Annotated in this window: 11 protein-coding genes; 2 read left to right on the plus strand and 9 right to left on the minus strand. The window is 69.1% G+C overall.

The window, feature by feature from the left end; all coding sequences use genetic code 11:
- Window positions 1-13: 13 nt before the first annotated feature.
- The 6 genes from CLT71_RS14720 to CLT71_RS37010 all read right to left on the minus strand — a co-directional run bounded on the left by CLT71_RS14720 (window position 14) and on the right by CLT71_RS37010 (window position 7,395).
- Window positions 14-1,309, minus strand: a complete 1,296-nt coding sequence (locus CLT71_RS14720; protein WP_101367609.1) for a radical SAM protein — start codon at window positions 1,307-1,309, stop codon at window positions 14-16.
- A gap of 3 nt (window positions 1,310-1,312) precedes the next feature.
- Window positions 1,313-2,032: a hypothetical protein gene (locus CLT71_RS14725; protein ID WP_101367610.1), complete on the minus strand. Its 720-nt coding sequence runs from the start codon at window positions 2,030-2,032 to the stop codon at window positions 1,313-1,315.
- Window positions 2,029-4,005: a radical SAM protein gene (locus CLT71_RS14730; RefSeq protein WP_101367611.1), complete on the minus strand. Its 1,977-nt coding sequence runs from the start codon at window positions 4,003-4,005 to the stop codon at window positions 2,029-2,031. Before CLT71_RS14730 ends, CLT71_RS14725 begins: the two co-directional genes overlap by 4 nt.
- The gene (locus tag CLT71_RS14735; protein ID WP_101367612.1) at window positions 3,980-6,052 is read right to left on the minus strand and encodes a RiPP maturation radical SAM C-methyltransferase; all 2,073 of its coding nucleotides are present in this window, start codon (window positions 6,050-6,052) and stop codon (window positions 3,980-3,982) included. The genes CLT71_RS14730 and CLT71_RS14735 overlap by 26 nt, the downstream gene beginning before the upstream one ends.
- Window positions 6,052-7,071: a radical SAM protein gene (locus tag CLT71_RS14740; RefSeq protein ID WP_158242239.1), complete on the minus strand. Its 1,020-nt coding sequence runs from the start codon at window positions 7,069-7,071 to the stop codon at window positions 6,052-6,054. Before CLT71_RS14740 ends, CLT71_RS14735 begins: the two co-directional genes overlap by 1 nt.
- A gap of 153 nt (window positions 7,072-7,224) precedes the next feature.
- The gene (locus CLT71_RS37010) at window positions 7,225-7,395 is read right to left on the minus strand and encodes a hypothetical protein (RefSeq protein ID WP_158242240.1); all 171 of its coding nucleotides are present in this window, start codon (window positions 7,393-7,395) and stop codon (window positions 7,225-7,227) included.
- Window positions 7,396-7,968: 573 nt separating this feature from the next.
- Here CLT71_RS37010 and CLT71_RS14750 point away from each other — a divergent pair.
- Complete coding sequence (locus tag CLT71_RS14750; RefSeq protein ID WP_199187601.1) at window positions 7,969-9,036, plus strand: ParB N-terminal domain-containing protein; 1,068 nt, start codon at window positions 7,969-7,971, stop codon at window positions 9,034-9,036.
- 148 nt (window positions 9,037-9,184) lie between these two features.
- Here the strand turns inward: CLT71_RS14750 and CLT71_RS14755 are convergent, their stop codons facing one another.
- Both CLT71_RS14755 and CLT71_RS14760 read right to left on the minus strand, forming a co-directional pair.
- Window positions 9,185-10,225: an alpha/beta hydrolase-fold protein gene (locus tag CLT71_RS14755; protein ID WP_101367615.1), complete on the minus strand. Its 1,041-nt coding sequence runs from the start codon at window positions 10,223-10,225 to the stop codon at window positions 9,185-9,187.
- 10 nt (window positions 10,226-10,235) lie between these two features.
- Window positions 10,236-11,180, minus strand: a complete 945-nt coding sequence (locus CLT71_RS14760; RefSeq protein WP_486483265.1) for an arginase family protein — start codon at window positions 11,178-11,180, stop codon at window positions 10,236-10,238.
- A 111-nt stretch (window positions 11,181-11,291) separates the two neighbouring features.
- Between CLT71_RS14760 and CLT71_RS38025 the strand changes: the two genes are divergently transcribed.
- A complete protein-coding gene (locus CLT71_RS38025; protein ID WP_101367616.1) occupies window positions 11,292-11,864 on the plus strand; it encodes an ABATE domain-containing protein in 573 nt (190 codons plus the stop codon).
- A gap of 67 nt (window positions 11,865-11,931) precedes the next feature.
- Here CLT71_RS38025 and CLT71_RS14770 read toward each other — a convergent pair whose 3' ends face one another.
- The gene (locus CLT71_RS14770; protein ID WP_101367617.1) at window positions 11,932-12,495 is read right to left on the minus strand and encodes a GNAT family N-acetyltransferase; all 564 of its coding nucleotides are present in this window, start codon (window positions 12,493-12,495) and stop codon (window positions 11,932-11,934) included.
- Window positions 12,496-12,549 lie beyond the last annotated feature (54 nt).

Below are 12,549 nucleotides of genomic sequence, written 5' to 3' on the forward strand. Positions count from 1 at the left end.
GGCGAGGTGCACCTCAGGCGGCATTTCGCTGTCCGAACATGGTGGTGCCGAAGACGTCGTTCAACATGATCGGGAACTCGTCGCCGGAGCGCGTCCAGTCGACGACGTCCCAGAGCATGCGCTCCAGCAGTTGCCGCTGGAAGTCGCACTCGCGCAGGTCCTGGAAGCGGTCGAAGCGCATCTGGGCGTCCCAGTAGCAGCCACCGCCGCAGATCCCGATCGCCGAGCAGGACCGGCAGTCCTGCTGGAAGAACGGCAACGAGTCGTAGATGTCCTGCGGGGTGACCACCCGGGTCTTCGGGTGGCTGTCCAGCTTGGTGCAGAGCGTCCGCTGGCCGTTCGGATAGAAGGTCACCTCGGGGCCGATGACGGTGCAGCCGATGGCCTTGAACCGCTTCCGGGCGATGTACGCGACCCGCTTCATGATCTGCGCGACGTAGACGTGGTTGCGCTTGGCGTCCTCGTAGATCTCCATCATCGCCGCGGTGTACGCGTTCATGTCGAGCCCGTCCGCGACTGTGCTGTTCACGGTGGTGTGCGGGATGGAGTAGTTGACGTGCCGGATGCCGAGTTCCTGCACGAAGTAGTGGTGGATGTCGACCAGGTCCGGGAGGTTCTCCGGGGTCACCGTGCAGTTGACGCCGACGTTCGCGTTGAGTCGTTGCATCGCGGCGAGCCGGTCGAGCACCTGGGCGTAGAGGGTCTCCCCGGCGAAGTTCACCCGCTGCCGGTGGTGCCGCTCGAAGCCGTCGATGGAGAGCCGGATCTCGACGTTGAGGTCGCGCAGCCAGGCGATGTCGTCGTCGCTGAGCAGGATGCCGTTGGTGTAGAGCTCCTTGCCGGCGTCCAGCGGCACGCCCTCCAGGAAGATCTTGCAGACCTCCCAGTTCAGCGTGGGCTCGCCACCGATGAGCATCACCGTGCCGCCCATCATGTTCTCGCGGTACCACTGCAACAGCTTGCGCGCCGTGTCCGCGGACATGTGCTCGTAGAGCTGGGCCAGGTTGTTCTCGAAGACGATGCAGTAGGAGCACTGGAAGTTGCAGGTCTGCGTCACCTCGACCCGCATCAGGTGCGGATCACTGAGCATGTCCATCGGGGTGAAGGACCAGTCCACCTCGCTGAGCGTGTCGAGTTCGGCCTGGCTGGGCTCGGGGTCGGCGGTGCTGCGCAGCAGCCAGTTGTGGGTGAAGGCGTTGTAGTGCACCACCTCGTCGCCGCGCTGGAAACGGTGGATCACCGGCGCCTGGGGCAGATGGTCACGTGAGGTCTGCGGGATGGTCAGCGGAACGAACACTTTCTGCCCCATGGTTCACATCTCCCCTTGAGATCGGTCGACCGACAGGTCCAGCCATTCGTTGAGGACGGGAAACATTCGGGAAACGGCGTCGTCGAGGTCCCCGTCGGTGAGCGGTACCTGCCAGAACGGGCGTACCGCAGGTTTGTCGGTGACCAGGGCCCAGGCCGCCGAGGCCGCGACCGCCGTACCACGGGCGGCACGGTAGAAGAAGTGCGTCTCCAGGTCGACGACCTGGGCGTGACCGGGCGAGGCCGGCCCGACAGGCGTTGCCTCCAGCATGCCGTCGACGGTCAGCGCGGTCACCCCGCCGCCCGGCAGGCCCCCGACGGCCCGCTCCGGCGACCCGCCGTGGCGCAGCGCCACGTCGATGCCGACGACGTCACCTATCTCGACGCTGTCGTCGAGGCCGCCGACCAGGCCGAGAAAGGCCGCCCGCGACCCGGGCCCGGCCAGCGCGTAGAGCACGTCGACCACCCGACTGCCCTCGAAGTGCTGCACCACCCCGTAACGGCGCCGGTCCAGCGTCACGGTGGCCATCCGCCACCAGCCCCGGTACTCGACGACCTCCGACGCCCCGGAGACCAGCGCGGAGTAGAACGCCGGGATGGGCGTACAGACGAAGTCGTCCGGTACGTCGTCCGGCTTGCAGCCGAAGAAGGTCTGGAGTACGGCCTCGGCGTCGAAGTCCTGGCGTACCCGTGCCGGCGCGGGCCGGCGCCCGTCCCCGGTCATATCGCCCGGCCCTCCCCGGTCCGCTTCACGCCCCGGAAGAAGTCGCCGTCGCTGGCCACCCCCACCCGGACCGGCTCACGCCGGGGGCGCCGGGGCGGGTCGGGCCGCAGCAGGCCGATCCCCTCCAGCACCTCGGCGCACTCGTCCGGCTCCAACCCGGCCCGCCCGCGCCACGCCCCGGCGACGAGGTCGTCGAGCCGGGTCGGCGCCGTGCTCCGGCACACCTGCGCGAGCAGCGGTTCGTACCGGCGGGAGAGCAGGAAGGTCTCCGCCGTCGACAGCCGGCGGACGGCGATGTCCGCGCTGTCCACGGCGGCGGTGTAGACCAGGGGTTCCCGGCTGACCCACAGCTCCTCGGCGATCCGCAGGTCCGAGGCGGCCCGCTCGGCCCGGCGGGCGGAGTTGCGGCCGTTGAGCGTCCGGTAGTACGCCTCGACCCGGGCCCGCTCCTCCGGACTCATCGACTCGCGCGAGCTGAACGGCACCTGGGTCGGCGAGGTGGGCCGGGGCGAACCGTCCGAGCTGGTCGGCAGGATCGTCAGCCCGAAGTCGTCCGGCCGGTCGAACATCGCCGAGTTGCGGCCGAGCGCGAACCGGAGCACCTCGAAGTGCAGGCTGTCGATCTTCTCGGTCGCCTCGGCGAGGAACCGGGCCGCCTCCATCGCCCGCTCGTAGCTCAGGCCCGGGTAGTCGACGATGACGTTGACCAGGAGCTGGATCGACGTACCCTCGAAGGCCCGCAGGAAGGCCGCGATGTCGTCCCGGGTGTAGCCCTTGTCCATCCGCCGCAACGCGTCGTCGTCGGCGGATTCGAGCCCGATGTCCAACCGGCGGCAGCCGGACGCCTCCAGCATCCGTACGTCGTCGGCGGTCATCTCGCCGTAGACCCGCTGGAATCCCCGCCACTGGATGCCCAGATCCGCCTCGACCAGGGCGCGCACGAGCTTGCGCTCGTAGCGCACCGACATGACCTCGTAGACGAAGTGCAGCATCCCGGTACGGCTCTGCTCCGCCGCGAGCCGGACCGACTCCACCACGTCGGCGGCGGACCGGAAGTTGATCCGTTCGTAGAGCTGGATGTAGTCGCAGAAGGCGCAGGTGTAGAAGCAGCCCCGCCCCACGATGACCGGCAGCTCCACGCCCTCCGCGACGTACTCCGGATCCAACGGGTACGGCGCGGTGTCGGTGAGCCGGACCAGGAACTCGCCGGGGCGTTTCACTGTGACCGCCGCGCCGTCCCGGTAGGAGAGCGAAGGGATGCCGGAGATTCCCGCCGGGGAGAGGTCGTCGGCCTCGTGCAGCAGCCGGAACGCCTCCTCGCCCTCGTGCCGGACCACGCCCGAGACCGCCGAGTTGCGCAGCAGGCGCTCGACCTGCTCGTCGCTGAGCAGGCTGGGCAGCGGGCCACCGAGCACGACGAAGACGTCGTCGGCGAGTTCGCCCAGCACCTCGGCCAGGACCAGTGCCGGGGCGAGCTGGGTGGCGAACGGCACGCTGACGCCGACCAGCCGGGGCACACCCCGCACCCGGTAGTGGTCGGCGAAGAACGCCCGCATGTCCCGCAGCAGGGGCACCATCGCGAACGCCGCGTCCAGGTCCTCCGGGCTCTCGCTCTCGGCCAGCCCGACCCGGGCGAAGAGCCACTCCCGCATCCCCGGGTCTCGGGCCGCCGCGGCCAGCAGCTCCACGTCGTCGGGTGCCCGCTCGATCGCGGCCAGGATCGCGGCGACGATGGCCTCGTCGACCGCACCGGCCAGGCTCTCCGGGTCGGCCGAGGACGGCAACTCGGCCGGGTCGGCGGTGCGCAGCAGGTGCCCCGCGTACGCCTGGTTGAGGTCGGTCTGCCGGATCCCGGTACTGCCGCGCTGCTGCGCGTACGCCGCGAGATGGGGTATCGCGGCGTACGGCCGGCCCACGAGTACCGGGCTCAGCGGCGGCAGGACCAGTTCACTGCGTGGCGTCGGAGCGGGCATCGGCGCCTCTTGGCACGTGCGTGATCCGCTTCTGCCGCGACCGGGGGTCTTCCAGGCTCAGCAGCGGCAGCGTCGTCGTCGTTTCCTCCGCGGGCTCGGGTTCGTCACCGGCGGTCGGGTAGTTTCCGCTGTTGCGCTCGCGGATCGCCAGCGCGAAGTACCGGCCCCGGTCGGCAAAGAGGATCTTGAGATCGTGCAGTTCCTCGAGCATCTCGACGACCTCCCGCTCCGGAATCTTGGGAACGGCGGCGGTGATCTCCGGAAGCGTCCGCGACGAGTGGTTGCAGGCCAGGTAGACGGCCCGGTACTCGTCAGGCAACTGCATCACGATGTCGTTGCCGTTGCCGCCGGACCGGATGGTGACGTTGAGGAAGTCGCCGCCGTCGGCGTACACCAGGCCGGGGCGACCGAGGTTGGCGTGGTACTGCTTCTTCCAGTCGCCGACCGCAGCCAGGAAGGGTGCCCAGTCCGCACCGGTCTCCTTCGCCGGGATCGGCTTGATCGTCAGGGCGAGCAGCTGCGCCAACTCGGTTGCGTAGGGCTCGGGGAAGCAGGCGCCGACCTCGTCCGGGACGTAGAAGCCGGCGATGTTGTAGCTCTCCTTGTCGTTCCACGCCGGGCTGTCGATCGTGAAGCTGTAATCGTGCACCGACGGGTACATGAAGTACCGCGCGTAGTCGACGACCTTGACCGACGCCTCGACGTCCTCGGGCACCTCGGCCGGGAAGTTGATGATGACGTTGTAGTAGATCTCGACGTCGTACTCGGCCGTCCACTTGAGCAGTTCCAGGCTGCGCATCAGCCGGTGGTTGCGCTGGTAGAGCCGCAGGACCCGGTCACTGAACGACTCGATGCCGGCCTGGATGGTGCGTACCCCGGCCCGGCGCAGCGCGCGTACCCCGGCCCGGCTGATGTTCGGTGACACCTCGGCCAGGATCCGGTAGTCGTAGGGGTCCTTGGCCAACTGCTGGAACAGCGGGATCTTGTCCTCGACGTTCGTGTCGCAGAAGGTGAAGTACGGGCTCTTGTACTTGCTCCTGAGGGTGGCCATCTCCTCGATGACCCGGCTGTGGCTCTTGCGCCGGTAGAGGTTGCGCCACTGGAGGTTGAGGTTGCAGTAGGTGCACTTGCCCCACACGCAGGCCCGGGACGCCTCCAGCGTCAGCTTCGGGATCACGTCCCCGGCACCGGGCCGCAGCGCGTGCCGGAAGTAGTCGTCGTAGTCAGGCGGTGGCAGCTTGTCCAGGTCGTCCATGGCGTGCCGGGACAGGTTACGGGCGATCTCGCCGTCCGGCCGCCGCCAGACGATGCCGGGTACGTCCTTGAGGGTCCGCTCCGGATCCCGTCCGGTGAGTACGGCCATCAGGTCGCTACAGGTCGCCTCGCCCTCGCCCTCGACCACCACGTCGAAGCACTCGAAGAGCCGCAGCACGGTCCTCGGCAGGTCCTGCGTCATCAGCGCGCCGCCGATGATGATCGGGGTGTCCGGCAGGAGTTGCTTGATCCGCCGCGACAGCAGCACTGTCGGGATCAACTGCTGGTGGCTGGTGGTGAAGCCGATGACCTTGTAGTCCTGCCACGGAACCGCCGCGAAGACGTCGTCGAGGAAGGTCGAGAGGGTGGCCACGAGGGCGTCGAAGTCCAGCGGCTGGACCGTCGGCTCGCTCCGCGTCTCGTGGCTGCGCGCCAGTTGCTCACGCTCGGCCAGCGACAGGTTCGCGTTCAACTGCGGATGCTTGACCACCCCGACCGTGGGTGCGACGGAGAGGTCGAAGTCCACACACGACACCACCGCGTTCCTGATGCTGTCGTACCGTTCCGGCCACATGAGCGCGCTGAACGCCGACTCGCCCATGTACGCCTCGAAGACACGCATGTAGGTCGACGGCGCCATGTAGTTGATCAGGTCTTTGTAGTAGTGCCGGGTGTCGACCTCGTAACCGCCCTCCCGCAGCCACGCCTGGAGCGCACCGAGTTGGATCGCCGTGGTGTCGTAGCGCTGCCACGGCAGGGCGGTGAGGATCAGATCTTTACGGTCGTCCGCCATCACGCCTCCACTCGCACGGCTTGCAGACACATGTTGCAGTGACGGTCCAGCCGCTCGTCGGAATCGAGGTAGTCCTGCCGCGCCGCCACCGCGTCGGGGTGGTTCAGCGCGTCGTCCACGCGGCCGGCCGGCCAGGCGTCCGGCATGAAGAAGCAGAACCGCAGCCGCTCCTGCTCGTCGAGTACGACCTCGCGGAACGGCAGTGCGCAGCGCCGGCGTTCGGCCCGTGGCACGCCCCGCTGGAACGCTTCGAAATAGTCGGCGAAGTCGTCGAGCATGCCGATGGACCCGCACATCAGCTCGGGATGGCGGTCCGCCGCGGCGTAGACCGCCGGGATCACCTCCGCACGCAGCTCGGCGACCTCGTCGAGGGTGAGCGCCACCTGGTCGACGCGCGACCGGGGAACCGGTTCGAGGTGCCCGAAGGCGCCACCGCGATCCATCGGGGCGGCCATTCCCGCCACGTCGGGCACCAGGAAGGAGACCTGGTCGACGCCGATCTCGGCGGCCATCTCGACGAACGCCGGCAGCCTACGGAAGTTCAGTCGCTGGGTGAGGATGCAGAGCGTCAGGTGGGTCTCCGGCGACCGCTCCCGCATCAACGAGGGGAGCTGCACGAGGTGGTCGAACGCCCCGGCGCCCCGGATCGCCGAATAGCCCTCGGCGTCGTCGGAGTCCAGCGAGATGATCAGCCGGTAGAGCTTGCCCTCCAGCCGCGCCATCTTCCGGCGGATGTAGGTGCCGTTCGTGACCAGGACGATCTTGAGGTCCCGCGCGTGGATGTCGTCGACGATGTCGTCGAACTCCGGGTGCATGCACGGCTCGCCGCCGGTGAGCATCACCCGGGTGAGGCCCGCCGCCTCCAGGCTGGGCAGCAGCCGGGAGATGGTCTGCCGTCGCACGAATCGGAAGGGACGCTGGTCCGGGTACGAACAAGAGATGCAATGCAGGTTGCAGCGATTCGTCAGGATGACGTTGAACTGGTCGACCTTGTTAACTCGCGCCGTCAGGGATGACACAGTCAACGGAATACGCGAGTCTCTTCGAACGGCAACGATGGCTCTTCCCCGTTCATCTCGCCTTACGGGACGCTTGTCTCGGCGCTCGGCGGTCTTGCCTGCCCGATAACTCCGAGCAGGCAAGACCGCTTACTGCTCTCGCATCACAGTGGCTCAGATGAGCAGATCTGAGCGGGAGTACTGGAGGACGCGAACACGCTGACGCGGCTCCTTCTGCTCGTTGTCCGGCGAGGCGCCAGCGCCGTTCTCCGTGACGTCCTCAATCGCGGACGTCATGTCGCCGGTCACGACTTTCTCCTGCTGACTTCTGCCGTTGGGCGGCATGGGTCCCTCCTCCACTGACGACACAGGGTGAGGCTTCAGAATGACGTCAGCACGGGTTACCGGTCAAGGCTGCGCCGGATTTCCGGAAAACGATCGAACACCCTTTGCGCGGGTGCACAACAGCCCAACTTATATCTGGCTCCATCGATGGGCAAGCCGACGGGACAGTCGAACATGTCGTCGAACGGGCCACCTCTTCGGCGCCCTGTGCGGTCGCTTCGGACAAACCCGCCGCAGATGATCCGAAGTGACCGCTCGCCGCCACGGAGAGCGACAATGAACGGACAGGACGCTTTCACAGCAGCGAATGGCACGTCGCGCGGTGTTGCCGACTGATGTCAATGCCCTGCGGACCTTGCGCCGTGTGCGCCGGCCGGATTAGCGATAGCATCACGACGGAGCCGTTCCGTCCTGTCCTGACGCGGTTTGCGAGAAGTTCGTCACGGCACGATCCGTCCTCGTGCCGTCGGGCAGCCCGCGCCCACCGCGCCACCTCCCGGCCGGCGGATCGGTCGTCCCGGGCAGCATCGTCAAGCTGAGCAGCTGGAAGTTCTCAACGGGGGGAACCGCCACGTGAGTAGTGACAACCACGCAGGCGAACACGAGAGTCCGGCACTGCCGGAAGGCTCTCCTGACACCGAGGGCGGGACGCACATCGCGCTGGTCGCCGTCGCCGACCTGCTCCCGGCCGACTCACCCCGGCTGGCCGGGGAAGACCTGGACCACGTACGCGTACTCGCCGAGTCGAAGGACGCGCTCCCGCCGATCGTGGTGCACCGCCCGACGATGCGGGTGGTCGACGGGATGCACCGGCTCCGCGCCGCTGCGCTGCGCGGTGCCGCGCGGGTGCGCGTGGTGTTCGTCGACGGCGTCGACGAGGCTGACCTGTTCGTGCTCGCCGTCAAGGCGAACATCGCCCACGGCCTGCCGCTCACCCTTGCCGAACGGCGGGCGGCGGCCGCCCGGATCGTGCAGTCCCACCCCCAGATGTCGGACCGCGCGATAGCGAGCGTGACGGGGCTGTCCGACAAGACGGTGCGCACGATCCGCAGCCGCGCCCCGGGGGTGCCCCGGCTGGGCGCCCGGATCGGGCAGGACGGCAGACGCCGACCGCTGAGCAGCGCGGAGGGGCGTCGACTGGCCGGCGAGATCCTGCGGACCAACCCACGCGCCTCGCTACGGCAGGTCGCCAAGGCCGCAGGGGTCTCGGTGGGAACCGCACACGACGTACGGCGGCGGATGCTGCGCGGCGAGGATCCGGTCGTGCCGACGCACGACGTACGGCCCGGTCGGCCGGTCACCGTGCCGGTACCGCAGCCGAGGCAGTTGACCGACGACGAGCGCGGCCGGATCGCCAGGCGGGCACGGGCAGCCGGATCGACCGAGCCGGCCGCCCTCCAGGACCCCGGAGTCATCCTGGAGATTCTGATGCGGGACCCCGTGTTGCGCTACACCGACTCCGGACGGGTCCTGCTGCGCTGGCTCAACATCCGCCAGGTCCGCCTCGCCGAGCAGGCCAACATGCTGGAGCGGGTGCCGCCGCACTGCGTGGGGACGGTCGCCTCCTACGCCCGCCGGCTGGCCGAGTCGTGGACGCAGTTCGCGAGCCAGCTCGAGCAGCGTGAGCAGGCGACCGCCTGACCTCGCCGGGCGACCGGGCCGGGCCGGGTGGGCAGAGACGGCGTCGGGTACGGCACAGCGCCGCACGTTCAACGTGGGCAGTTCCGCAGTTGAACATCCGCCCGGGCGGCGGTGAGTGGCTGGCTCAAACCGGGGCGTCGGCCGAGGGTCAGCCGGGTGTCGTCAACCGCTCGGCGAGAAAGGCGAGGGCCAGCGGATACCGGTACTCGATCGCGCCGTGTCCGCCGTCGAACAGTTCGAAGTAGACCCTGGCGTCCGGTACGCCGGCCGCCGCCACGGCACGACGGAACGCGGTCGCACCGAGGTCCAGGTAGTACTCGTCCCTGGTTCCGGCGTCGATCCAGATCGCCCGCATCCCGCGCAGCGCCTCTGCGTACCGCGGTTGGGCGGCCATCACCACCGGGTCCCGGGCCAGCCACCGTTCCCAGACGGCGGGCTCAAGGGCACCCACGTCGTCGAACGGGAGGCGGATCGTGCCGTCCTCGTCGGCCGAGTAGGCCGCCGCGTAGCCGTACATCTCGACGAGTTGCATGTCGCCGGGCTTCGTACCGAAGACCCGGTCCCGCAGGCCGGAGAGGAACTCCTGGTACGAGCCGTTGTGGTGGTCGCGGAGCAGGCGGGCGCAGAGCGGGATGTCGGGCCGGTACGCGAGGTCGAAGTGGGCGTCCCCGGCGTGGGTCGCCAGCGCCCCGAAGAGGTCGGGCCGGAGCATCGGTGTGACCATCGCACCGTAGCCACCGCTGGACTTTCCGGTGATCGCCCGCTGGTCGCGGTGCGGGACCGTACGGTAGTGCCGGTCCACCCACGGCACCACCTCGGCACAGAGGTACGAGTGGTAGCGCCCGGTCCCCGGGGAGTCGAGGAACTGGCTGCCCCCGTAGGCGGTCCACGCGTCGACGAAGACGACGATCGCCGGGGGCACCTTGCCGGACGCGAATACCGAGTCGACCAGTTCCGGGTACGGCTGCCGGAACGGCGTGCGGTTGAACCACATGCCGAGGTGGCCGCTGTAGCCCTGGATGACGTAGATCGACGGGTAGCGCCGATCGGGCTGGTCGTCGTAGCCGGGTGGCAGGTAGACCCAGAGCGGGCGTTGGTGCGGGTCGCCGAGCGGATTGTCGGCGAGCAGCGCGCTGTCGAAGGTGTGCTGCTCGATGCGCCCGACGAGATCGGCTGCCCAGGGCAACATCGCCACTCCCCTACCCTTCCGCTGCGGTAAACGCCGGGGCCAGCGCGGTCACCAGGGTGTCGGTGAGTTCCCCGGCGAGGGTGCCGTCCGGGTCGAGATCGGGGTCGAAGATCGTCACGTCCAGGCCGACACAGCGAGGTGAGGCGGCCAGGTTGCCGAGCAGGGTGACGAGTTCGTCCCGGCGCAGGCCGAACGGGTCGGGGCTGTCCACCGCCGGCATCACCGTCGGGTCGAGGATGTCCACGTCGAGGTGCAGCCAGAAGCCGTCGAGATCGTCCCGTTCGAGGTGCCGCAGCGCGGCCTGGGCTGCCTCGTCCGCCCCGTCGGCCCGCAGCCTGGCCACCTCCCACACCGGCACACCGAGGGTACGCAGTTCGTCGATATCGTCGTCCTCGGTACGGATGCCGAGCACGGCGACGTCCTCGTCGCGCACGTACGGCCGCAGCCCGTCCAGGTCGGTGACGTCGGCCTGACCGCGCCCGGTCACCAGGGCCAGGTCCTCCCCGGCGGCCGCACCCACCAGTGGGTTGTTGCCGAGGTGCCGGAAGTCCGAGTGCCCGTCCAGGAAGGCCAGGCCGTAACGGCCACGGCGCCGAAGCGCCAGGGCCGCGCCGAGCAGGATGCTGCAGTCCCCGCCGAGCAGGACCGGAAAGCGCGCGTCCGCCAGCAGTTCGTCGACCCGGGCGGCGAGCCGGCGCGTGTAGCTGGCGATTCCCGCCGCGTTGAACAGCCCGTCACCCCGTTTCCAGCCGGTGCGGTCGTAGCGCGGCGGTGTCAGGTAGCCCGCGTCGGCGGCGCCGAGCCGCGCCACGAGACCGTGGTCGCGCAGCGCGCCGGCGAGCTTGTAGCAGCCGGGGACGATGCCGTCGCCCGGCGGCGAGAGCCCGAGGTTGGACGGAGCGTCGAGCACCGCCGGACGGCGAATGCCGCCGGGTACGTCGGCCGTCGTTCCCATCGCGGCGCCTCCGAACTCTCTTATCACCGATAAAACCGCTCTTACCGGTGAGATCGTCCGTCAGCCCGGGATAACCTGTCAAGGTCGGTTATCCGGTGAGAGGATCGTCACGTGAGCAAGATCGACCTCGTCGGCAACGCCCTGTGCCTGGACTTCGCCAACACCGTCAACAAGCGACCAACCCCGGACGCGGACCGGCTCGCCTCGATCGACGCGCTCGGCGACTGGGCCGCAGCGGTAGGACTCCCACTCACGACGGAGACGTCCCGACAACCGTCGACGCGGGACACGAGCACGGAACTCGCCGCGGCGCGCCACCTCCGGGAGGCGATCTACCGGGTCTTCTCCACCGTCGCGTCGGGGCGGGATCCCGACCCGGCCGACCTCACCCCGATCATGGCGGTCTACGCCCCGGCGGTGACGTCCGCCGAACTCAGACGGGACGGCTCCCGCTTCGACCTGCACTGGCCGCCGCCGTACACGATCCCGCGGATCACCTGGGCGGTCGCGGCGTCCGCCGTACGGTTGCTACTCGACGGCCCGACCGACCGGATCGGCGAGTGCCCGTCCTGTCGCTGGCTCTTTCTCGACACCAGCCGCGGCGGCCGGCGTCGCTGGTGCAGCATGGCGGTCTGCGGAGCCCGGGTGAAGGCCCGGCGCTACTACGCGAACTCCACCGGCTGACCCGCGACGCCGTGCACCCAAGAACCGCCGTGCCCCGCAGAACCGTGGCGGCAACCCGGCTCCGCCGCTACCCCGACGCAGCTGCGCCCGGCCACTCCTCGGCGAGGAGTCCGTAGATCACGTTGTCCACCCAGGCGCCCTTGGTCCAGTAGTCCCGCCGCAGATGCGCCTCCCTGACCATGCCCACCCGCTCGCAGAGCCGGGCCGACGCCTCGTTCCGGGGGTTGAGTTCGGCGATCACCCGGTGCATGCCGTAGTGCGCGAAGGCGACACCGACGAACGCGCGTACCGCCTCGGTGGCGAACCCCTGCCCCGACGCCGCCGGATGGAAGGCCCAGCCCAGTTCCCCCCGGGACAGCGTCTCGTCGGTCGGCCACAGGATCACATCGCCGATCACCTCGCCCTTGTGCTCCACCACCAGCGCCAGCCGGGACTCGATCCCGGTGATGCTCGTGTAGTGGATCCGCCGGCCGACCATCTCGGTCGCGAACTCCCGGGTCCACGGCTCCCACGGGATGTAGCGGGCGACCACGGGATCGCTGTAGTACGAATACAGTGCGTCCACATCGTCGGCGCGGTAGGGCCGCAGCAGCAGTCGCTCGGTACGGATCGGCAGTTCCAGGTCGGACATGCCCCCCAGTATCCTCGATGATCTCCGTCGTACCGGCGGGCGGGCGGGCGGGCC

Source organism: Plantactinospora sp. CNZ320 (assembly GCF_002846275.1).